This is a genomic window from Afipia sp. Root123D2, from assembly GCF_001425835.1.
GTDB lineage: Bacteria > Pseudomonadota > Alphaproteobacteria > Rhizobiales > Xanthobacteraceae > Afipia.
Genome location: NZ_LMDP01000001.1, coordinates 661,731 through 681,328, shown reverse-complemented (window position 1 = coordinate 681,328; position 19,598 = coordinate 661,731). Strand labels below are relative to the sequence as shown.

Here is a 19,598-nt window from a genome sequence, read left to right as displayed (position 1 = left end):
AAAGCGCTGCCCGGGACCATCGACGCCACCGATGTTGTCCCGTGCGCGCGGTCACTTGCCGTCAAAAGCCGCCTTCAATGTGGCGATGTCGAGCTTGATCATCGCCAGCACGGCTTTCATCACCCGCTCGCGCTGTTCGCCGGTGCCGGACTTCATCATCTCGCCCAGCGCGGTCGGCACAATTTGCCACGACACACCGAACTTGTCAGTGAGCCAGCCGCATTGCTGCTCGGCGCCGCCGGCGGAAAGTTTCGTCCACATGTCGTCGACTTCCGCCTGCGTTTCGCAATTCACGATGAAGGAGATCGCCGGCGAAATCTTGAAATGCGGGCCGCCGTTCAACGCCATGAACTCCTGTCCGTCAAGTGTGGCGGTCACAGTCATCACCGACCCTTTCGGGCCCGGCCCGGCGTCGCCGTAACGCGCGATGGCGCCGAGCTTTGAATTCCTGAAGGTCGCGACGTAGAAATTCATTGCGTCTTCGGCCTGATTGTCGAACCACAGGCACGGATTGATCTTGTTCACGACAGAACTCCTTGTTGGGCGTTTTCAAGCACAGCGAAGGCGCTGCGCGGACGCGCATCAAAAAACGGCGGTTGGAGGTCCGCTCCGGCAAGACGGAGCGGACGGTTTTCAGCGAACGGCGAGCGCAGCCAGCCGCTCGAGGCTCTGGGTCCATCCGGCTTCCATGCCGGCCAGCATCTGTGGCGCAGTGGCGACAAGGCCGACGGCGCGCGCCTCGACCGTCAGGCGCGTTCCGGACCCCTCGCTTGCGAAGGTGACTTCAGTCAGCGATTCCAGCAGCGGATTTTCATCCTTGTCACGGGCGACGGCAACAAACACCAGACGCTCGTTCGGAACGATCTCCTTGAATTCGCCGGTCATCGGATAGTCGGTGCCGTCGGGCGCGCGCATCACGATGCGCAATTTTCCGCCCGGCCGCACATTCATTTCGCACACCGGATTGGTAAAGCCGTGCGGCCCCCACCACTGCGCCATATGAACCGGATCGGTCCACATCCTGAACACAAGGTCGCACGGCGCGGCGATGGTGCGAACGATCGTCACCTCGGCCTTGCCGAATCCGGTATCAGTGGCGGGAGCACTCATGACAAACTCCGTTTGTTACGCTGGAACCGACGACTAGCAGCTCGCGCCGCTCTTCTCCGGCGAATTGATCATCCACGGCGTGCCGAACTTGTCGGTCAGCATGCCGAAGCGTTCGGCCCAGAAGGTCTCGCCGATCGGCATGGTGATGGTGGCGCCATCCGACAGCGCCTTGAACACACGTTCGGCCTCCGCGCCGTTGTCGGCGTTCAGCGTCACCGAAATTCCTTCGGGCTTCTTGTAGTGCTCGGGCGGCGAGTCGGATGCGAGGATCATCTGGTCGCCGAGCATCAGCTGGGCGTGCATGATCTTCTTCTTCCAGTTCGCGGGCACATGCTCTTCCGCCGGTGTGCCTTCATGCGGCATTATCGCCGTGATCTTGGCGCCGAGCGCTGTCTCGTAGAATTTCAGCGCTTCTTCGCAGTTGCCGTTGAAGAACAGATAAGGCTGGACCTTCATGATCGTCTCCTTGGGTTGATCGTTGATTTGAATGTGCTGCGGGCGACAATTCCGATGGAAATGGCGCGATCAGACAAAATAATTGCGAAGCTGTTATGTCCGCTGGAACGGGATCAGCGCGCGCACCCGCTCGTCGCGCAAATAGAGACCGCCCCAGATCAGCAGCGCGAGATAGACGCCGAACAGCGTATGCGTGAACAGCGGGCTGCCGACGCGCAGATGGGTGTAGATCGCGCCGAGCACCGAGGTGCGCGGGAAAGCATAAAGAGCGGTGCAGGCCAGCGTCAGGACGCCGAGCGTGCGCGCGAGGTCCGTCGGGATCCCGAGCTGCTGCGATGTCGTGATGACGATGTCGAGCGGAACGAGCTTGATGCCGCCATCGAACACCAGGAATACGATGGCGAGGCCGCTGAGGATGCGGCCGGTCCAGATCGCGCCGCCTGAAATCGTGCCGGTCGAAATCGCCGGCGCCTGCATCTGGGCTTGCATTGTTTCTCTCCGTTGAATGCCGATGCGCGTGGTGTCAGGTTTTGGCCAGATAGGCGTCGAGCTGATCGAAGGTGCCGCCGAAGCCCTGCTGCATCGACGCGAACATGCCTTCGAACATCGCGCGTTCTTCATCGCTGACGTCGATCGGGCCGCCGCGCAGCGACAGCGTGGTCTTGCCGCCCTCCTCGGTCAGCGTCATCACGTTGAGGATTTCCTTCGGCCATTTGTCGCTGAACGGCGCGCGGGTGACGTTGCCGCTCTCGTCCGAGAACGAATTGACGAACACGATGCGCTCCGGCTTGACGATCTCGCGATAAATGAAACGGCCCCACCATTTGTCGCCGTTCGGCAAACCCATCGAATAGAGGAACATGCCGCCGGGCCGCACCTCGAGCCTGGTGACATCGATGGTGCAACCTTTCGGTCCCCACCATTGCGCCAGCGCGTCACGATCGGTCCACGCTGTCCACACCACATCGCGCGGCGCGTTGAAGGTGCGGCTGATGGTGAACTCCTTGGTCGCGGCGTTACTTGCGGTCATTTTTTGTCTCCGTGGATTTCGGCGTCTTCGGCTTCCGGGGTTTCGCTTTCGATGGCTGCTTGGCTTCATCCGATTGCAGCCGGTGCAGGTATTCCTCGAGGCGGTCGAGGCTCGCCTCCCAGAACTTGCGATAGTTCTCGATCCAGCTCGCGGCGTCCTTTAGCGGGCCGGCTTCGAGCCGGCACGGCCGCCATTGCGCATCGCGCCCGCGGGTGATGAGGCCCGCGCCTTCCAGCACCTTCAGGTGCTTCGAGACCGCCGGAAGGCTCATCGCGAAGGGTTTCGCGATTTCGTTCACCGAGGTTTCGCCGAGCGCAAGGCGCGCGAGGATGGCGCGGCGCGTGGGGTCGGCGAGAGCTGCGAAGGTGCTGCTGAGGTGATCCATATTCAACCATTCAGTTAAATAACTGATCGGTTAAATACCGCCGAACACCCCGCCCGTCAAGCGATACCGCGAAAAATTCGGCATGAATCAGGGAAGCGGCTGACGGATCAGGGGAAAATCAGGACGAACATGTGCGTCCGGCCAGCACGGCATCGAGCATGGCGTCGAGCAGCATGTCGATCGTGGTGCCGTCCGGCAGGCCGTGGAGGATTTCATTGAGGCGGCCGTCGATCGCCAGCGTGGCGAAGCCGTGCACCAGCGACCACACCCGCGCGATGTCGGCAGCCTGCGGCAGCGTCAGATGCTCTTTTTCCACCTGCTCGTTGCGGCGCTCCCCGACGGCGGTTGCCATCAGGACGAAGGCGCAGCTCTGCGCCTCGTTCAGCACCGGGCAGCCCATGTCGAGGCGTTCGCGCCGGAACATCAGCTTGAACATCGCCGGGCTCGCCTGCGCAAAGCCGATATAGGCCTTGGCCCGCGCCCTGCTCGCCTCAGGAAACGGCTTGTTGGCGGACGCTTCCACCAGCGCCTCGGTGAAGCGGCGAAACCCGATCGCGGCGAGTTCGCTCAGCAACCGCGCGAGATCGCCGAAATGATGGGTCGGCGCGGCATGGGAGACGCCGGCTTCGCGCGCCACCGCGCGCAGGGTCAGGCCGCGAATCCCGTCACGTTCCAGAATCCGCTCGGCGGTGGCGAGCAGCGCCTGATGCAAATCGCCGTGATGATAAGGCTGCTGGCGGACAGGCGCGGCCACAGCCGCGGCCGCAACACGTGCCTTGGACGCAGGTTTGCCATGCGTCTTCCGGTCGGCGGGGGCTGCGCCCTGCCGGAAACCGGACTTTGTGGCCGTTTTAAGCGGTTTTGTCGCCATGCCATCAATATGACCTCAATTTTTTACACTGTCAAGATTTTACTTGACGGTGACAAGATCGACCTCTAAATACATCTTTACGACGTAAAGATCGTTCTGAAAAAGCACTCAGCCGGACCATTCGCCATGACGCTGTTCATGATCATCGCACCCTTCGCCACTTTCGCGACCCTGCTGATGCTGGTGCCTGCCAAGCTGAGCCTGGCGGCCGGCGCCATGGTGGCGCTGATTGCCATGATCTGGGATCTCGCCAACGGCCGTTCGGTGAAAATGCTGTCGCTGGGCGCCTTCGTCCTGTTTTCGCTGATCGGCGGTTATCTGACGATCGTGGGCGCGGACTGGAGCAGCACCGCGATTCGCCTCGCGGTCGATGGCGGCGTTCTTGCCATGGCGCTGGGTTCACTGGCCGTCCGGTTTCCGTTCACCCTGCAATACGCCCGCGAAACGGTCGAGCCCGAGATCATGAAGCTGCCGGGCTTCATGCGGGTCAATTACATCCTGACATGGGTGTGGACTTCGGCCTTCGTCCTGATGCTGGCCGTCGATGTTATCGCGATCTATCTGCCGAGCTTCCCGCTGTGGGCTTGCGCCGGCATCGCCTTCGCCGCCCGTAACGGCGCGGTCTACTTCACCAAATGGTACCCGAACCACCGCCGCGCGGCGGCCGCCGGGCTTGCTCGCGACGCAATGCCCCGCCTGCCCGCGCTGGCGCGAACGGCTTCGGCAATCTGAAAGACAAAAAATGACCTGGCTTCTTAAACTCATTGCGGGCCTGCTGCCCGTTCTCATCTTCTTCGCGGCCTTCGCGGTGCTTGGCGATATCCTGATCGCCACTCTCCTTGCAGTCGCAGGGGCGATGGCGCAGCTCATCCTGACCTGGTCGGCGCAGAAAAAGGCCGGCGTGCTGGTGTGGGTCAGCCTCGCTGTCGTTCTCGCACTCGGCGGCGCGACGTTTGCCGGAACGGATGTCAATTCGCTGAAGCTGTCACCGGCCAAAGTGAGCTGCGAAGGACCGCACTGCGTCTGCCGTATGCCGCTGCTGCCGATCTAAGCGCGTTCGCCGGCGTTCTGGCGAGCGCCGGCAGACCGCCCTTCCGGGCGTTCAATCATATCGCCAAGCTCCGCCTCCAAGGATCTTCCACCGGAGCCGATCAGGAACCCGCCGGACGACCGAGATGCCCCTCGCTCTCCGGCGGCTCCGCTCAGGACAGGCCTGCGTCAGCCGTTCGGTCCTGTTGCCTGCAGGCCGTCGCCCGTGACAGAAATGCCGCATGGGCCACTCTCTCAAACAGCTCTTCAGCGACTTCTTCTCGACCATCGTGTTCCTCGCTGTCTATGCCGTCAGCGGGGACGTGCTGGTCGCCACCGGCGTCGCGATTGCCGGCGCCATCGCGCAATTCCTTGTCGCGCGGCTCCGCAACCAGAAGCTGGAAATCATGACGCTCGCCAGCGTTGCGCTGGTGATCGTGCTCGGCGGCGCGACGCTGCTGACCAGGGATCCGCGCTTCGTGCTGATCAAGCCGAGCATCGCGCATTTCGCCATCGGCTTCATCATGCTCAAGCGCGGCTGGATGCTGCGCTACATGCCGCAGATCGTGATCGACAATGTTCCGCATGCCATCACCGTCGCGGGCTATCTTTGGGCGGCGCTGATGTTCATTCTCGGCGCCGGCACCATCGCGGTGGCGATGACCGGTGACATCAAGCTGTGGGCCATCTATGTGTCGGTGGTCGCGGTCGGCGCCAAGATCGTTGCCTTCCTCGTTCAGTATGCCGTGATCCGCATCCTCGTCCACCGCAAGCTGCGCGCGCAGACGGCTGTGGCTTGACGCGGCGTTCAAACCTGCCAGCGGGCGATGACCGCTTCCGTGTCGGCGATCTCGATCTGGATTTCGAAGCGACGCCGATAGAGGTCCAGCAGCGCGTCATGGCTTTCGTCCGACGAACTGCACATCGCATCGGACACGAGAATGACCCGATAGCCCTGATCGACGGCCGCAAGCGCCGACGACAGCACGCAGACGTCGGTCTCCGATCCGCTCATGATCAGCGTGTCGCAGCGGCGGTGTCGCAGTTCAGCCACCAGCTTGCCGTCGGCGAACGCCGAATAGACCATCTTGTCGATGACCGCGGCCGGCGGCACAAACCGCTCAAGCTGCGGCATCAGATCGAGCAGACGCGGATCGACCTCTTCGCGCGTTGTCTCGTGCCACTTCTCGTAATAGCGCGCCCACGTTCCGGGCATGTCGGAGGCGCGTCGCGGCGTCATGAAGCGCGTGAAGATCGTCTGGCCGGGCGCGCGGCGGACCAGCTCTTCCACATTGGGGAGCACCCGCTCCATCCACGGCGTCGGCCATGGTCCGTCGCTGGAAAATATCTGCTGCATATCGATGCACAAATGCACCGCTTGCGGCGGCACCTCCCGCGTCAGTTGGCCCATGCGCGCTCCCGTGTGACCCGACGATGACAAACACGGATGCCGCCGAAGGGTTCCGGCGGGACGCGCGACACGGAATCGCAGCCGATGTATTGGCGTGGCACCGGCAAAATGAGTTATATCGTCGAAGCGCGTCCCGATCAGAACCAATTCCGGTCGCCGCGGACCGCACCGAGGGGAAGCTACATGTCAATCGATGGAAACTGGAAAATCACCATGACCACGCCGATGGGTGACCGCGACGCGGACCTGTCGCTCAAGGCCGATGGCGGCACGCTGACCGGCACGCAAGCCGCCGACGGCAATTCCGGCGAGATTTTCGATGGCACCGTGACCGGCGATGATGTCGCCTGGAAGCTCAAGATTACCGACCCGATGCCGCTGACGCTGGCGTTCTCCGGCAAGGTCGAGGGCGATTCCATGTCGGGCGAAATGGGCATTGGCCCGATGGGCAGTTTCCCGTTCACGGGATCGCGCGCGTAAATCCGGCGCGCGCTTCGCTGCGAGCACATCTCGACATTTCCGACGCGTCATCACCGGGCTTGTCCCGGTGATTTCGTTTTATCGCGACCATGATTTGCAACATCTGAATCGCTTGACGACGTGATCATGAAACATGCGCGCTGAAATGCGCGATATTCCGCGTCACAATTGCGGATTCGCGATAAAATTTCGCGCCGATTTCATCCGCGCATCGCACCGCAACGCATCGCGCAAGTCCTTGCTTTATAGTGAAAAGTCAGACTCTCGATGCTCATGCGCATCGTGCATCGCGATGTCACGCTGACACATGAAGGCATCGCAGGGTTTATCTCCACTCCCGTTTCTGTAATAAGCGATTTGCTTCCGCCACAGCGACGGTACGTGAGTGACGACGGAAGTTTTTGCGCGTTCGCAAATCGAGGAAAACAACAATAAGGAAAGAGGTGCTGATGTTGGAGCTGGGGACAGAATTTTCACGGATCAATCAGGCAAAAGCGATCTTCGACGACATTTATATTCAGGAAGACCCGCGATCATATTTTTCCGTTCTCGGCGATCTCGATTACATGATTCCGGATGTCGCCGAACCTGTCATACGTCAGATCCTATCCGCCAAGGCTTCCGTCACCGGCACCAGACCGGTCGTGCTCGATGTCGGCTGCTCCTATGGCATCAACGCCGCGGTGCATCGCTTCCCATTGACGTTCGGCGGCTTGCGTCACCGCTACGCGCGGCGCGAAATGAAGGCGGTCTGCTCCGAAGAATTGATGCGTCTCGACCGCAATTTTTATTCATCGTGGCCCGATGTCGGCCTGGCCCGGTTTATCGGTCTCGATATATCGGCGCCGGCCATTCGCTATGCAACGAATGCCGGTCTTCTCGATCAAGGCGTCGTCGCGGATCTGGAGAACAACGCACTCTCGAAGGATGACGCGCGCATCGTCCGCCCCGCCGACGTCATCATGTCGACCGGCTGTATCGGTTATGTGACGGAGAAGACCTTCGGCAAGCTTCTCGACGCGACGGAAAAGACTCCCTGGGTCATCTCCTTCGTGCTGCGGATGTTTCCGTTCGATGAGCTGGCGAAGACCTTCGCACAGCGCGGTCTTGTGACGGAACGGCTCGCCGGCGTGACTTTCATCCAGCGCCGTTTCCGCGACGCCGAGGAGTTCGAGAACAGCCTCGCGACGCTTGCAAAACTCGGAGTCGATTCCACCGGCCTCGAATCCGAAGGCCTGTTCCACGCCGATCTGATCCTGTCGCGCCCCGAGGCCGATGCGCGCGCGATGCCGCTCGACGACATCGTGACCGTCGCCAGCGGACGCGGCCGGCCGATCGCCCCGCGCTATGTTCATGTCGAAAGCGGCGACGGTCTGCAGGTGGTGACGCTGGAGCCGTAAGACGAGCGCACGATTTATCGAGTGTGTCGTCGCCGCGCAGGCGGAACTTCGAGACGCGCGCAACAGCGCGCTCCTCAGAATGAGGAAGCCGCGCCAGCGAGCATCACCCCAGATTCAATTCCTTGAAGAAGTCGTTGCCCTTGTCATCGATGATGATGAAGGCCGGGAAATCCTCGACCTCGATGCGCCAGATCGCTTCCATGCCGAGTTCGGGATATTCCACCACCTCGACCTTCTTGATGCAGTGTTCGGCAAGGTTCGCCGCCGAACCGCCGACCGAACCGAGATAGAAGCCGCCGTGCTTCTTGCAGGCCTCGCGCACCGCGACCGCGCGGTTGCCCTTCGCCACCATCACCATCGAACCGCCCGCCGCCTGGAACTGGTCGACGAACGAATCCATCCGCCCCGCCGTGGTCGGGCCGAACGCGCCGGACGCGTAGCCTTCCGGCGTCTTGGCCGGGCCGGCGTAATAGACCGGATGGTTCTTGAAGTAATCCGGCAGCGGCTCGCCCTTTTCCAGCCGCTCGCGCAGCTTGGCATGCGCCGCGTCGCGCGCCACGACCATGGTGCCGGTCAGCGACAGCCGGGTCTTGGTCGGATATTGCGACAGGGTCGCAAGGATCTCCTTCATCGGCCGGTTGAGATCGATCTTCACCACCTCGCCGCCAAGCTGGCCTTCGAGCGCCGGCAGGTACTGCGCGGGATTGTGCTCGAGTTCTTCGAGGTAGACGCCGTCTTTCGTGATCTTGCCGAGCACCTGACGATCGGCCGAGCATGACACGCCAAGACCGATCGGCAGCGACGCACCGTGGCGCGGTAGCCGGATCACGCGCACGTCGTGGCAGAAATACTTGCCGCCGAACTGCGCGCCGACGCCGAGCGACTGCGTCATCTTGAGGATTTCCTGCTCCATCTCGAGATCGCGGAAAGCATGGCCGTCCTCGCTGCCCTTGGTCGGCAGCGCGTCGAGATAGCGCGCGGAGGCGAGCTTCACCGTTTTCATGCACAGTTCGGCGGAGGTGCCGCCGATGACGATGGCGAGGTGATAGGGCGGGCATGCCGCCGTGCCGAGCGTCAGCACCTTCTCTTTCAGGAACGCCAGCAGCCGGTCGCGGGTCAGCACCGACGGCGTCGCCTGAAACAGGAAGCTCTTGTTGGCCGAGCCGCCGCCCTTGGCCATGAACATGAACTTGTAGGCGTCATCGCCCTCGGCGTAGATCTCGCACTGCGCCGGCATGTTGTTGCGGGTGTTCTTTTCCTCGAACATCGACAGCGGCGCGACCTGCGAATAGCGCAGATTGCGCTTGAGGTAGGCGTCGCGCGCGCCTTCGGCCAGCGCGCCCTCGTCCTCGCCGTCGGTGATGACGTTGAAGCCCTTCTTGCCCATGATAATCGCGGTGCCGGTGTCCTGGCACATCGGCAGCACGCCACCGGCCGCGATGTTGGCGTTCTTCAAAAAGTCGAAGGCGACGAACTTGTCGTTGTCGCTGGCCTCGGGGTCGTCGAGAATCTTGCGCAGCTGCGCCAGATGGCCCGGCCGCAGATAGTGGTTGATATCGACGAAGGCGGCTTCCGACAGCGCCTTGAGCGCCTCGCGCGACACCACCAGCATGTCGCGGCCCATCACCTTCTCGACCCGCACGCCCGCGGACGAAATCTTCTTGTAGGGCGTCTCGTCGCGGCCGAGCGGGAACAGCGGCGTGTGCTTGTAGGGTGGAACGGCGACGGGCGGGGTGACAGGTGCATTCATGACAGGTTCTCGAGGCTCGCAGGATGGAAAAGGCACGGTCCAGACAGGCCGAAACGCCTTTGATAGAACCGTTCTAAGCACTTTTTCGCCGGAAGGAATAGCACCCGGAGCGCGGCTGCCTTGTCCGCCCTGTCCGCGCCGCAGAGCGCGGAGTCGCCGACGCAAGGCCCTAGCCCGGCAGGCGAATTTTCCGTAGGGTCAGGACAATCAGCCGGGGGGCTTGTCATGAATTTTAAATGTCTGGGTCTGGCCGCATTGGGAATGGTGGCGCTCGCCGCCTCCCCCGCCCGCGCCGACCGCTGCGATGATCTCGCCAAGCAACTCGCCGGGCAGATCGACGGCGTGACCATCGGCGAAACCCGCGCGGGTGTCATCTACCTCAAGCACCCGGCAGCGGCGCGCGCCACCCTCGGCTGCTCCAGCCGCAACAGGCAGAACGATTTCTACGCCTTTACCCCGGTCAAGAAACCGTCCGACGCCTTCGTCCAGTTCGCAGCCACCGCCGCCGCGCTGATCTTCACCATCCCGAAGGGCGATGCCGAGCGCGGCGCACGGCGCTGCCTGAAACGGATCGGCCTGCTGCGCGGCAATAACATCACCACCCGCTACCGCAAGCTCGACATTCTCTGCAACCGCACCAAGTCGGGCACCAGCATCTCGATTTCGCGGGAGAAGGAGCAGTAGGTTCGCGCGCGAAGCGCAATCCGGGAAACCGCGTCGTCACCCCGCATTTCGCCGCACGTCATGCGGGCTAAGATATCGGACCTACTGATACTTCTTGTCGCGCTCGAGCAGCTCGATCGAAATGCCCTGCGGCCCGCGGATGAAGCAGATGCGGATGCCGGGGCGCAGCGTGTAGGGCTCGCGGGTGAATTCGACGCCCTTGCCTTTCAGTTCGGCGGCGACATCGTCGATGTCCTTCACCGCCAGCCCGATGTGGTCGAGGCCCTGATAGGGCGTCACCGGCGGCGGATTGACGCCGTCGCCGTCCGTCACCGGCGCGATGAAAATTCGGGCACCGCCGAGATTGAGATCGATGCGGTTCGGCGCGCGGACGATCTCGGCGCCCAGCTTCTGCTCGAACCACTTCGCCGTCGCCTCGGGATCGGGACTGCGCAGGTGAACGTGATCCCAGACGATTGACGACATCAGCGACATCGGCGCTTCTCCCTTTTGTTCTTGTTGGCGGCGCATAAAAGATGGCGCGGCGGGCGCGGTCAAGAGCGTCGCCCGGATGCAGCGAGCGCAATCCGTCGCCACCCCGCATTCCGCTTCGCTTCATCCGGGCTACGATCTCTCAATGTCGTCCCCGCGCAGGCGGGGACGACATCGAAACAATGTGCAGTGATTTCGGTTGCGCCTTACGCCGCGACGCAGCTCTTGACGTAGGTCTTGCGCAGCGAGCCGCGGATGTTCTGCTTGATCGCCTGTTCGAGGCACTCGACCCGCGCCTTGGCGACGCAGAGCTGCAGTTGATCGCGCGCCTGATGGCGGCGCAGGTGCCGCGACGCGACCTTCTGGCGGCACAGTTCACGCTTGCCGACACGAACCGGCGCCGCTTTCGCGGGCGTGGCGCCTTCCGACGGCGAGGCATAAGCGAGTTTGGTTTCCCCGGCGGGGGCAACGCTCGCCTGCGGGACCGGCGGCAGCGGCGAGGTCTGCGCGATGGCGGCGTAAATCGAGACCGCAAGCGCACCTGCGTAGAGGACGGGGGTCAGGTAGCGCATCGGAGCCTCCAGCGTTGCGTTCCGGGCGGATTCTACAACAGGAATCGCGCCAATACGACAGGCATAAGACATGGAACTTGGGCCGAAATCCGGCGCCCGCGCCGCTCCGCCGTTCGCGGGAGCCCGCGCGGCGTTACCGCAGGCTCACTCCGTCGCCGCGACCGCCGCACGGCCAGCGCTCCGGCTGCAATACTTCTCACGAAAACGTCACTCACGTTTTCACAAGAACGCCGCGAACCGGGCGCTCACTGTGCATTACCTGCTCAGCACGCTGGCAGAGGCTGGCGTGCTCGGAACAGTCAGAGGAGCGCAGCCATGTGTGACTATAGCTTGCATGCCGTCGCCACCCGCCCCGCCAAGGTTGGCGATAAACTGGTTTCGACCAAATTCCCTCATACCATCACCCGCGGGTTCGCCGCGCCCAATGAACCCGAAGTCGCGGTCTGCCTGTTGCCGGGCACCGAGATCGCGTTCGAAGGCGACGTCGAATTCGACGGAAGCTTCTTCCGCAAGAAGGTCGGGAATACGATGGCGCGATTCCGCACCGTCAATCTCGATCAGGAACACCGCCACCACGACGCGCTGGAATTCGCCAACGGCCATTTCGTGCTGTTGACCCAGTTGGCGCCGGGTCAGATCGCCACCGTGCTGCAATTGCCCGCAAGCGAGAAGCGTGCGGAAGAGCATCACGAGGCGACTGAGGAGCAGGTGGCTATCCGGGAGTGGCCGGCAAACCTGCTGGTCTGAACGGATCGCCCTCGCCGGATGCGGGAGCGGCGGACCCAAGCGCCCGCCGCTCGCCGGGTTTCTGCGCTCCTCGCGGGCGGCTCATGACTTGAAGCACGCGTTCGCTGCTCAGGTGCCGACAGGCGCCGCGTATTGTGCGTCGGTGACGTGTTCAAGCCATGTGGCGGCGCCGCCGTTCTGGCGCTCCTGCATCGCGAGGTGAACCATCCCGGTTGCCGGCGACGCGCCGTGCCAGTGCTTTTCGCCGGGCGGAATCCACACCACATCGCCGGGGCGGATTTCGCGCACCGGCCCGCCTTCGCTCTGAACACGGCCGCACCCCGACAACACCAGCAGCGTCTGTCCGAGCGGATGGGTGTGCCAGGCGGTGCGCGCGCCCGGCTCGAAGCTGACGCGCACGGCGTTTAGCCGGGCGGGATCCGCCGCTTCGATCACCAGATCCTGCCACACCGTACCGGTGAAATATTCGGCGGGGGCGCGACGCGACGGCATGGTGCCTGCAGTGGTGATTTTCATGGGATGTCTCCTGACAGATAGGATCGCGGCAGAGACAAAGCAGCCTCTTTTTCTTCACGCGAACCTGTCCCCACTTCGCTCGAAAACGCTCTAGAGATCAAGCGCCTTGTAATGGCGGAATATCCCGTCCTCGTTGAACGCAATGCGCCGCTTGCTCGCAAGATAAGCCGCGATGTTCGGCCGCGCGGCGACGCGATCATGCAGCGCGACCACCTTCGGCACCTTGCGCTCGAAACGTTTCATGCGGCCGGGAAACGCGTAGCGCAGCCCTTCGACGATCTGAAACAGCGACAGGTCAACGTAAGTCACCCGGCGTCCGCTGACATAAGGGCCGTTCCGCTCGATCAGGTTTTCGAAATAGCCGAGATACTTCGGCACGCGCTCGTCCCAGAATTCCGTCGTGCGTTTTTTCGCGGCCGGGCGCTGGTCCTCGTAGTACAGCGTCGGCCCGAGCGGATGATGGGTGTCGTGAATTTCGACCACGAAGTCGGCGATGGTGAGTTGTAGTTCATGCACCCACAGCCGCCCGGCGTCTGCCTTCGGCGCGAGGCCGTGTCGCGCGCCGAGATAGAGCAGGATGTTGGCGGTCTGCCCGATCACGAGCTTGCCGGCTTTCAGAAACGGCGGCGCGAACGGCGGCGTCGCGCCGCGCCTGCTGTTCATCATCGCCATCATTTTCGCGGTGCCGTTGCTGCGGCGTGCAGCATCGACATAATCCGCGCCCGCGTCTTCCAGCGCGAGGCGCACATATTCGCCACGGCCCTGAATGGTCGGCCAGTAATAGAGTTCATATGTCATGATAAATTCCCGCGCGACATGGCGACGAAACAACGAACGGCGGCGCGGATGGTTTCCGCGCCGCCGTCAGCCGTCAAACTGAAAGCTCAGTTCGCCGCGAAGCAGTACAGCAGGCCGTCGCCGCCGGTGCTCCTGAGATCCTTCTGCGAACAGCCGCCGTCAGGTCCGCGCGAGGGATGCGACGAATTCCACGACTTCGCCGGAGGCTCCTCGTTGAGGCCGGTGCGATCGGCGTGACCGACCATCGCGGCACCCTGCGTGCTGCTCGTCCAGTTCTTGCAGGTCCGGTCGTCGCTGCCCGCGAACGCAGTGCCGTCCGGCTGCGAACCGGTGAGCACATCGTGACGGTTCGGCGTGTCGCCGCGGCCGTTGATCACCTCTCCCTTCTCGCTCAGCGCGGTCTGCTTGGTGAGATTGTTGGCGGCATGGAGTTCGGCGACATCCTTGGCGACCACGACGCCTTTCGCATTGGTCCACGGACCCTTGCCGATGCGATCGCGGGCGTTGATCGCCGGCTTGCCGTCCGCCGCCTGCGTCGAGAGATAGGCGTGCCACGTCCTGGCGCCCGCCCCCGCCGCCTGCGCCAGCGTCTGGCACTGGTTGTCGGCGCCGGCGAGGCCGCCGAGATTGCCGCCATTGCCGATCGGCGTGCTGGACACGAAGAACGTCATGGCGGCGGCCTGCTGGGCGAGCGCGGGACCGGCCGCACCCGACCCAAATCCAAGTGCGGCGACAGAGCAGACAGAAGCGAAGCATTTCGAGAACGTAGACATCGACACCTCCCTAGATTTTTTTCCGGAAGAAACGTCTGTTTGTTCAGGTCTCCTATCAACACACAATGCCGCGACATATTCCGGGCGCGGCGCAAAACAAAAGGCGCCGCGCGATGCGCGACGCCTCGATGTTTCGTCAAATGCGACAATCGATCACACCTGCTGGATCGCCGACAACTCCCAGGTGCCGCCGGGACGGCGCGCGAAGGTCCACACTTCGGTCGCCTCGATCGGCGTCTCGCTGCCCTCGACGACGCGGCCGGTGGCGCGCTCGACGGTCTTGTCGACCAGTGCGAAACGCATCGCCAGCGTGGCGTAGTCGGTCTGGCCCTCGCGCCAGGATTCCGCAAGGTCGCCCTGCAGCAGCTTGACGTCGCTGACCTTGTTGACGACGCCGCGGTCGGCGTTCTCCTTCAGGTCCTGCGTGAAGTACGAGACCATTTCAGGCGTCGCGATGGTGTGCAGCGTGTTGACGTCCTCGTTCGTCCACGCGGTCTGGACCTCGCCGAGCATGCGCTCGAACGTGTCGTAGTCCTGCGGCGTGATTTCGAGCGGCGGCGCGTTGGCGCCGGCGCCGAGGCCGAAACCGGAACGCGCGTAACCCTGCGCGCCGTCGTTCGCTACCGGAGCCGCGCCCGCTGCCGCGCTGGCAAAGGCCGGCGCATTGCGGCGACGCCACCACGACATCGCAAGGCGGACGACCAGATAGATCAGGCCGATCTGCAGGATCAGGCCGAAAATCGACGACAGGCTGCCGAGGCCGCCGAACAGGCCGCCGCCGAACAGCATGCCCAACAGGCCCGCGCCGAGGAAGCCGGCCGCGAGACCGCCGAGCATCCCCGGACGGTTGAAGAAGCCGCCGCCTGCGGTCGCTCCCGGACGGGCCGCGTTGGTCGCGCCGGGCTGGGTAATGCTTCGCTGCATCGGCTGCGCCGCGGTCGGTGCGGTGCGTGTCGACGGCGGAGGCGTAAATGAGCGCGTCCCGCGCGACCCCGACGAGAAGCCGCGACCGGCGCGGGCATCGGCGGATGACGACAGGATAGCCGACGAGATCATCGCCAACGGCATCGCCAGCGCGAGAACGACGGCAAATGTCTTGACGATGGCGCGCGTGCGCTGCGGAAAGTTCATCTAAAGTTCCCTCCAACCCCACTACGGGGAGTTGCCTTTAAGATGGGCAAGTACGAGCGAAAGGGAAGCCTCCGCGGTGACGAAAAGCTGCGGCGCTCGGTCGCGGCCGGTTGGATACCGAGATGTTGCCGCCGTCAGCCCGGGTGGCGACCGCACATATTGAACCGTCATAGTGCCGTGTTTCGCTGACCGCTTTAGTCAAACCAACTCACGACGGCGCCATGGTTTCCTTCACCGCTGCAACCAGCTGGCTGAGGGTGAAGGGCTTCGGCAGGAAGTTGAACTGCTGGCCTTCCGGCAGGCTTTTGGCGAACGCATCCTCGGCGTAGCCCGACACGAAGATGATCTTGAGGTCGGGATTGCGCTTGCGCATCTCCGCCAGCAGCGTCGGGCCGTCCATTTCCGGCATCACGACGTCGGACACCACCAGATCGACCTCGCCATTCTCCTGCTCGAGCGATTCCATCGCCTCCAGCCCGTTCGCGGCCTCGATCACGGTGTAGCCGCGCGAGCGCAGGCCGCGGGCATTGAGCGAGCGCAGGCCGTCCTCGTCCTCGACCAGCAGGATGGTGCCGTGCCCGGTGAGATCCGGCGCCTTCGGCTTCTCGGGCGCCAGCGGCGCGCCGTTGGTGGCGGGCACCTCGATCACGGTTTCCTTTTCAGGAATATGGCGCGGCAGGAAGATGCGGAACACCGTGCCCTGGTCGGGCACGGAATCGACGTAGATGAAGCCGCCGGTCTGCTTGACGATGCCGTACACCGTCGACAGCCCGAGGCCGGTGCCCTTGCCGACCTCCTTGGTCGAGAAGAACGGCTCGAAAATCTTGTCGACGATATCGGCCGGAATGCCGGTGCCGGTGTCGCTGATGTCGATCGAGACGTAATCGGCGGCGGGCATGCCCTTGTACTGCAGCCGGTCGGCGTCCTGCGCCGTGATGTTCGCGGTCCTGATGATCAGCTTGCCGCCTTCGGGCATCGCGTCGCGCGCATTGACGGCGAGATTGACGATCACCTGTTCAAACTGGGAAACGTCGACCTTGACCGGCCACAGGTCGCGGCCGTGGACGAAATCGAGCTTCACCTTCTCGCCGATCAGGCGCTTCAGCAGCATCGTCAGGTCGGACAGCGCATCGCCCATGTCGAGCACCTGCGGTCGCAGGGTCTGACGGCGCGAGAACGCGAGCAATTGCCGGACCAGCGTCGCCGCGCGCGTGGCGTTCTGCTTGATCTGCATGATGTCCTGGAACGACGGATCGGTCGGCTTGTGCGCGTTCAGCAGGAAGTCGTTGGCCATCATGATGGCCGAGAGGACGTTGTTGAAATCGTGCGCGATGCCGCCGGCGAGCTGGCCGACCGCCTGCATCTTCTGCGACTGCGCCAGATTCGTTTCGAGCGTCCGCTTCTCGGTGGTATCGAGCAGATAGACGATGGCGACCTCGGCGTCGCGCTCGTCATGCTCCACGGAGGTGACGAAGAACTGGCCCCAGCGCTCCTTGGGCCCGTCCAGCACCGCCTCGACGGGTGGAATATCGCCCTGCCCGTCGGTCGCCTTGCCGATCGCCGACGTCAGTTCGCCGCGATCGCGTTCGCTGACCACGGCGAAGATCGACTTGTTGGCGCCGGCCCCCGCCGACAGGCTTTGCGTCAGCTTGGCAAACCGCGCATTGGCGCGGACGATGTCGCCCGCCTTGTCGACGGTGGCGATCGCCATCGGCGTGTGATCGAAGAAGCGCATGAAGCGGACTTCGGCGGCGCGCTGCGGATCGGAGCGCTCGTCGCGTGCGCGGTTGATCACCAGCGTCCGCGACGCGCCGGGCACGCCGTCGGCGCCGAACGCCAGCTTGTGATAGAGCCGCGTCGGCATCGTCTTGCCATTGCGCATCCGCAGGTCGACGTCGAACACCTCGGTTTTCACTTCACCCGGTTCGGGCGCGATCGAGGTCAGCAGCGCCGCGCCGTCGCCGGACAGAATGTCGGTCAGCTTCAGCCCGCCGGAGCCGATCTCGGCGAGATCGTGATCGAGCCAGTTCGCCAGCGTCGCGTTGATGTAAGTGATCTCGCCCGCCGGGGTGACGGAGAAGAACCCGCACGGCGCGTGGTCGAGATACTCGATGGCGTGCTGCAATTCCTGGAAGACGTGTTCCTGGCGTTCGCGGTCGCGGGTGATGTCGGCGATCGACCAGACCGAGAATTTGGCCTCGCGCTTGGTGGTGCCGAGCGGGCGCACCCGCATCCGCAGCCAGCGGCCGTTGCTGCCGTCGGCGGCGACCCGCACCTCCTCCTGCTGGCGCTTGCCTTCGCGCGCGGCCTTGAGCAGGCGGAACACTGCTTCGGAAACGTCCGGGTTGCCGATGAAGACCCGCTCGACCGGCCGCACGTCATGCGCGCTGGTCGCGCCGGTCAGCGCCAGATAGGCGGTGTTGGCATAGACCACATGACCGCGCGGATCGGTGACGGCGAGACCGTCGAACGCATGGTCGGCAATCGGGCGGGTGACCGGATCCTCGGCGGCGCGATCGGCGAAGCGGACAATTCCAGCGGCGAAGGCGAACAGCGTGAACAGCCCGACCATCGCCAGCAGCGCCAGCAGGCCCATAATATAAGGCTGGGCCTGCGTCCGCCCGAGCGTCATGAAGGCGACGGCGGCGGCCACGAGAATGCCCGCGACCACCAGCACCAGCACGATGCTGCCGCTGCGCCGCGCCGGCTCATGCACGGCGGCAAATGGATCCTGGGAAATATGGTCCCGATCGATTGTCATCGAACGCTGCGCAACCCGTTCTGGGCGGTTTTGATCACAGGGCCGATGCCTGCGATTTGCCGGATACGCCCGAATTCCAGTCCTTGAGTGCCTGAATCGGCCCGCCCAACGCAAGCACCATATCCACAGGAAGGGCCGATGGCCCTAGCCGCCCAGCCTTCGCCTCAGGCGCATGACGTAACCGATGACTTCGGCCACAGCATGGTAATGCTCGACCGGAATCTCGCCGTCGACCTCCACCGAGGCGTGGAGTGCGCGCGCCAGCGGCACATTCTCGACGATCGGGACGTTGTTGGCGGTAGCAACCTCCCTGATCTTGAGCGCCATCAGGTCGACGCCCTTGGCGATGCAGATCGGAGCCGGCATTCCCCGCTCGTATCTCAGCGCCACCGCATAGTGGGTCGGGTTGGTGATGACGACCGAGGCGGTCGGCACCGCCGTCATCATGCGCTTTTTCATGCGGGCATGGCGAAGGGCGCGAAGCCGGCCCTTGATGTGGGGATCGCCTTCGGATTGCTTGTATTCTTCCTTCACTTCCTCGAACGACATCTTCTGCCGCTCGAACCACTGCCGATACTGGAACAGGTAATCCAGCATCGCCACCACCGCGAGCATGGCGACCACGGTTCCCATCAGTTCCAGCGACAGGCCCCGGGTGATTCCCATCAGCGCCGCCGGATCGGTCCGCACCAGCGCGTCGAGCCGGTCGCGCTCCGGCCACAGCACCATGCACATCACCGCGCCGAGCGCGATCACCTTGAACAGCCCCTTGAGGAAGTTCGCCGCCGCCTGCTTGCCGAACAGACGCTTGGCACCGGCCATCGGGGAAATCTTGCTGAACTTCGGCGTCAGCGGCTCGGTCGACCACACCGGGCGATGCTGGATCAGGTTGCTGCCCACCGCGGCGATCAGCAGAAGGAGCAGCGGCACGCCGAGCGCGCCGATCATCAGCCATTCGAGCCGGCCGACCAGCGACAGCACGCCGGGGCCGTCGACCCGAATCTGATGGGCGTTCATCAGCAGGTTCCGCATCGGGCCTTCGATGCTGACGCCGATCGAACCCGAGAACGACGAGATCAATAGCGTCGAGGCCGCGATCAGAAACCAGGTGTTGACCTCCTGGCTCTTGGCGACGTCGCCCTTCTCATGAGCGTCATCGAGACGCTTTTGCGTCGGGTCCTGTGTTTTGGAGTCCTGGTCATCATCGGCCATGGCGGCGTCCC

Annotated in this window: 24 protein-coding genes; 7 read left to right on the top strand and 17 right to left on the bottom strand. The window is 63.6% G+C overall.

Annotation, left to right across the window (positions count from 1 at the left end):
* Window positions 1–51: 51 nt before the first annotated feature.
* From ASC80_RS03175 to ASC80_RS03145, 7 genes are all read right to left on the bottom strand, one after another.
* Window positions 52–525: a VOC family protein gene (locus ASC80_RS03175; protein WP_056292781.1), complete on the bottom strand. Its 474-nt coding sequence runs from the start codon at window positions 523–525 to the stop codon at window positions 52–54.
* Window positions 526–633: 108 nt separating this feature from the next.
* Window positions 634–1,110: an SRPBCC family protein gene (locus tag ASC80_RS03170; RefSeq protein ID WP_056292779.1), complete on the bottom strand. Its 477-nt coding sequence runs from the start codon at window positions 1,108–1,110 to the stop codon at window positions 634–636.
* Window positions 1,111–1,143: 33 nt separating this feature from the next.
* Window positions 1,144–1,566 carry a VOC family protein gene (locus ASC80_RS03165; protein WP_056292777.1) on the bottom strand — a complete coding sequence of 141 codons (423 nt, stop codon included), beginning with the start codon at window positions 1,564–1,566 and terminating at the stop codon, window positions 1,144–1,146.
* A gap of 93 nt (window positions 1,567–1,659) precedes the next feature.
* Window positions 1,660–2,055 carry a DoxX family protein gene (locus ASC80_RS03160; protein ID WP_244487174.1) on the bottom strand — a complete coding sequence of 132 codons (396 nt, stop codon included), beginning with the start codon at window positions 2,053–2,055 and terminating at the stop codon, window positions 1,660–1,662.
* A 34-nt stretch (window positions 2,056–2,089) separates the two neighbouring features.
* Window positions 2,090–2,596, bottom strand: a complete 507-nt coding sequence (locus ASC80_RS03155; RefSeq protein WP_056292773.1) for an SRPBCC family protein — start codon at window positions 2,594–2,596, stop codon at window positions 2,090–2,092.
* Window positions 2,583–2,981, bottom strand: a complete 399-nt coding sequence (locus ASC80_RS03150) for an ArsR/SmtB family transcription factor (RefSeq protein WP_056292771.1) — start codon at window positions 2,979–2,981, stop codon at window positions 2,583–2,585. Before ASC80_RS03150 ends, ASC80_RS03155 begins: the two co-directional genes overlap by 14 nt.
* A 118-nt stretch (window positions 2,982–3,099) precedes the next feature.
* On the bottom strand, window positions 3,100–3,852 hold the full coding sequence (locus ASC80_RS03145) for a TetR/AcrR family transcriptional regulator (protein WP_056292769.1): 753 nt from the start codon (window positions 3,850–3,852) through the stop codon (window positions 3,100–3,102).
* Between the two features lie 126 nt (window positions 3,853–3,978).
* Between ASC80_RS03145 and ASC80_RS03140 the strand changes: the two genes are divergently transcribed.
* The 3 genes from ASC80_RS03140 (at window position 3,979) to ASC80_RS03130 (ending at window position 5,681) form a co-directional block, all read left to right on the top strand.
* The gene (locus tag ASC80_RS03140; RefSeq protein ID WP_244487173.1) at window positions 3,979–4,584 is read left to right on the top strand and encodes a DUF3159 domain-containing protein; all 606 of its coding nucleotides are present in this window, start codon (window positions 3,979–3,981) and stop codon (window positions 4,582–4,584) included.
* A 10-nt stretch (window positions 4,585–4,594) separates the two neighbouring features.
* Window positions 4,595–4,903: a septation protein IspZ gene (locus ASC80_RS23970; RefSeq protein WP_056292767.1), complete on the top strand. Its 309-nt coding sequence runs from the start codon at window positions 4,595–4,597 to the stop codon at window positions 4,901–4,903.
* A 220-nt stretch (window positions 4,904–5,123) separates the two neighbouring features.
* Window positions 5,124–5,681 carry an inner membrane-spanning protein YciB gene (locus tag ASC80_RS03130; RefSeq protein WP_056292765.1) on the top strand — a complete coding sequence of 186 codons (558 nt, stop codon included), beginning with the start codon at window positions 5,124–5,126 and terminating at the stop codon, window positions 5,679–5,681.
* Window positions 5,682–5,689: 8 nt separating this feature from the next.
* On the opposite strand, the gene ASC80_RS03125 is transcribed toward ASC80_RS03130, so the two are convergent.
* Complete coding sequence (locus ASC80_RS03125) at window positions 5,690–6,292, bottom strand: cysteine hydrolase family protein (RefSeq protein WP_056292763.1); 603 nt, start codon at window positions 6,290–6,292, stop codon at window positions 5,690–5,692.
* Window positions 6,293–6,475: 183 nt separating this feature from the next.
* On the opposite strand from ASC80_RS03125, the gene ASC80_RS03120 reads away from it, so the two are divergent.
* Both ASC80_RS03120 and ASC80_RS03115 read left to right on the top strand, forming a co-directional pair.
* Window positions 6,476–6,772: a hypothetical protein gene (locus ASC80_RS03120; protein ID WP_056295499.1), complete on the top strand. Its 297-nt coding sequence runs from the start codon at window positions 6,476–6,478 to the stop codon at window positions 6,770–6,772.
* Between the two features lie 449 nt (window positions 6,773–7,221).
* The gene (locus ASC80_RS03115; protein ID WP_200941138.1) at window positions 7,222–8,172 is read left to right on the top strand and encodes a class I SAM-dependent methyltransferase; all 951 of its coding nucleotides are present in this window, start codon (window positions 7,222–7,224) and stop codon (window positions 8,170–8,172) included.
* Between the two features lie 103 nt (window positions 8,173–8,275).
* Here ASC80_RS03115 and ASC80_RS03110 read toward each other — a convergent pair whose 3' ends face one another.
* Complete coding sequence (locus ASC80_RS03110) at window positions 8,276–9,922, bottom strand: fumarate hydratase (RefSeq protein WP_056292761.1); 1,647 nt, start codon at window positions 9,920–9,922, stop codon at window positions 8,276–8,278.
* 225 nt (window positions 9,923–10,147) lie between these two features.
* On the opposite strand from ASC80_RS03110, the gene ASC80_RS03105 reads away from it, so the two are divergent.
* Window positions 10,148–10,606, top strand: a complete 459-nt coding sequence (locus ASC80_RS03105; RefSeq protein WP_056292759.1) for a hypothetical protein — start codon at window positions 10,148–10,150, stop codon at window positions 10,604–10,606.
* 81 nt (window positions 10,607–10,687) lie between these two features.
* On the opposite strand, the gene ASC80_RS03100 is transcribed toward ASC80_RS03105, so the two are convergent.
* Together ASC80_RS03100 and ASC80_RS03095 are read right to left on the bottom strand one after the other, a co-directional pair.
* Window positions 10,688–11,071, bottom strand: coding sequence for a VOC family protein (locus ASC80_RS03100; RefSeq protein ID WP_056295491.1), 384 nt, complete (start codon window positions 11,069–11,071; stop codon window positions 10,688–10,690).
* 212 nt (window positions 11,072–11,283) lie between these two features.
* A complete protein-coding gene (locus ASC80_RS03095) occupies window positions 11,284–11,649 on the bottom strand; it encodes a hypothetical protein (protein ID WP_056292757.1) in 366 nt (121 codons plus the stop codon).
* A 315-nt stretch (window positions 11,650–11,964) separates the two neighbouring features.
* Here ASC80_RS03095 and ASC80_RS03090 point away from each other — a divergent pair, with 315 nt between their 5' ends.
* Window positions 11,965–12,396 (top strand): hypothetical protein, encoded by a 432-nt coding sequence (locus tag ASC80_RS03090; protein ID WP_056292755.1) that lies wholly within the window; start codon window positions 11,965–11,967, stop codon window positions 12,394–12,396.
* A gap of 108 nt (window positions 12,397–12,504) precedes the next feature.
* Here the strand turns inward: ASC80_RS03090 and ASC80_RS03085 are convergent, their stop codons facing one another.
* The 6 genes from ASC80_RS03085 to flhB form a co-directional block, all read right to left on the bottom strand.
* Complete coding sequence (locus ASC80_RS03085) at window positions 12,505–12,912, bottom strand: (R)-mandelonitrile lyase (protein ID WP_056292754.1); 408 nt, start codon at window positions 12,910–12,912, stop codon at window positions 12,505–12,507.
* A gap of 90 nt (window positions 12,913–13,002) precedes the next feature.
* On the bottom strand, window positions 13,003–13,710 hold the full coding sequence (locus ASC80_RS03080) for a glutathione S-transferase (protein ID WP_056292752.1): 708 nt from the start codon (window positions 13,708–13,710) through the stop codon (window positions 13,003–13,005).
* A gap of 86 nt (window positions 13,711–13,796) precedes the next feature.
* On the bottom strand, window positions 13,797–14,483 hold the full coding sequence (locus ASC80_RS03075) for a hypothetical protein (protein ID WP_056292750.1): 687 nt from the start codon (window positions 14,481–14,483) through the stop codon (window positions 13,797–13,799).
* Window positions 14,484–14,636: 153 nt separating this feature from the next.
* The gene (locus tag ASC80_RS03070; RefSeq protein WP_056292748.1) at window positions 14,637–15,614 is read right to left on the bottom strand and encodes a Tim44 domain-containing protein; all 978 of its coding nucleotides are present in this window, start codon (window positions 15,612–15,614) and stop codon (window positions 14,637–14,639) included.
* A gap of 208 nt (window positions 15,615–15,822) precedes the next feature.
* Window positions 15,823–18,375: a cell cycle histidine kinase CckA gene (gene cckA, locus ASC80_RS03065; protein WP_056292747.1), complete on the bottom strand. Its 2,553-nt coding sequence runs from the start codon at window positions 18,373–18,375 to the stop codon at window positions 15,823–15,825.
* Between the two features lie 144 nt (window positions 18,376–18,519).
* The gene (flhB, locus tag ASC80_RS03060) at window positions 18,520–19,587 is read right to left on the bottom strand and encodes a flagellar biosynthesis protein FlhB (RefSeq protein WP_056292746.1); all 1,068 of its coding nucleotides are present in this window, start codon (window positions 19,585–19,587) and stop codon (window positions 18,520–18,522) included.
* Window positions 19,588–19,598: the final 11 nt, after the last annotated feature.

Excerpts from the sequence above, each read along its gene's own strand:
- ASC80_RS03170 (WP_056292779.1), bottom strand. The coding sequence starts at position 1,110 with ATGAGTGCTCCCGCCACTGATACCGGATTCGGCAAGGCCGAGGTGACG.
- ASC80_RS03080 (WP_056292752.1), bottom strand. The coding sequence starts at position 13,710 with ATGACATATGAACTCTATTACTGGCCGACCATTCAGGGCCGTGGCGAA.
- ASC80_RS03105 (WP_056292759.1), top strand. The coding sequence starts at position 10,148 with ATGAATTTTAAATGTCTGGGTCTGGCCGCATTGGGAATGGTGGCGCTC.
- ASC80_RS03145 (WP_056292769.1), bottom strand. The coding sequence starts at position 3,852 with ATGGCGACAAAACCGCTTAAAACGGCCACAAAGTCCGGTTTCCGGCAG.
- ASC80_RS03095 (WP_056292757.1), bottom strand. The coding sequence starts at position 11,649 with ATGCGCTACCTGACCCCCGTCCTCTACGCAGGTGCGCTTGCGGTCTCG.
- ASC80_RS23970 (WP_056292767.1), top strand. The coding sequence starts at position 4,595 with ATGACCTGGCTTCTTAAACTCATTGCGGGCCTGCTGCCCGTTCTCATC.
- ASC80_RS03070 (WP_056292748.1), bottom strand. The coding sequence starts at position 15,614 with ATGAACTTTCCGCAGCGCACGCGCGCCATCGTCAAGACATTTGCCGTC.
- ASC80_RS03155 (WP_056292773.1), bottom strand. The coding sequence starts at position 2,596 with ATGACCGCAAGTAACGCCGCGACCAAGGAGTTCACCATCAGCCGCACC.
- cckA (WP_056292747.1), bottom strand. The coding sequence starts at position 18,375 with ATGACAATCGATCGGGACCATATTTCCCAGGATCCATTTGCCGCCGTG.
- ASC80_RS03085 (WP_056292754.1), bottom strand. The coding sequence starts at position 12,912 with ATGAAAATCACCACTGCAGGCACCATGCCGTCGCGTCGCGCCCCCGCC.
- ASC80_RS03150 (WP_056292771.1), bottom strand. The coding sequence starts at position 2,981 with ATGGATCACCTCAGCAGCACCTTCGCAGCTCTCGCCGACCCCACGCGC.
- ASC80_RS03115 (WP_200941138.1), top strand. The coding sequence starts at position 7,222 with ATGTTGGAGCTGGGGACAGAATTTTCACGGATCAATCAGGCAAAAGCG.
- ASC80_RS03075 (WP_056292750.1), bottom strand. The coding sequence starts at position 14,483 with ATGTCTACGTTCTCGAAATGCTTCGCTTCTGTCTGCTCTGTCGCCGCA.
- flhB (WP_056292746.1), bottom strand. The coding sequence starts at position 19,587 with ATGGCCGATGATGACCAGGACTCCAAAACACAGGACCCGACGCAAAAG.
- ASC80_RS03100 (WP_056295491.1), bottom strand. The coding sequence starts at position 11,071 with ATGTCGTCAATCGTCTGGGATCACGTTCACCTGCGCAGTCCCGATCCC.
- ASC80_RS03125 (WP_056292763.1), bottom strand. The coding sequence starts at position 6,292 with ATGGGCCAACTGACGCGGGAGGTGCCGCCGCAAGCGGTGCATTTGTGC.
- ASC80_RS03120 (WP_056295499.1), top strand. The coding sequence starts at position 6,476 with ATGTCAATCGATGGAAACTGGAAAATCACCATGACCACGCCGATGGGT.
- ASC80_RS03090 (WP_056292755.1), top strand. The coding sequence starts at position 11,965 with ATGTGTGACTATAGCTTGCATGCCGTCGCCACCCGCCCCGCCAAGGTT.
- ASC80_RS03140 (WP_244487173.1), top strand. The coding sequence starts at position 3,979 with ATGACGCTGTTCATGATCATCGCACCCTTCGCCACTTTCGCGACCCTG.
- ASC80_RS03130 (WP_056292765.1), top strand. The coding sequence starts at position 5,124 with ATGGGCCACTCTCTCAAACAGCTCTTCAGCGACTTCTTCTCGACCATC.
- ASC80_RS03110 (WP_056292761.1), bottom strand. The coding sequence starts at position 9,922 with ATGAATGCACCTGTCACCCCGCCCGTCGCCGTTCCACCCTACAAGCAC.
- ASC80_RS03160 (WP_244487174.1), bottom strand. The coding sequence starts at position 2,055 with ATGCAAGCCCAGATGCAGGCGCCGGCGATTTCGACCGGCACGATTTCA.
- ASC80_RS03165 (WP_056292777.1), bottom strand. The coding sequence starts at position 1,566 with ATGAAGGTCCAGCCTTATCTGTTCTTCAACGGCAACTGCGAAGAAGCG.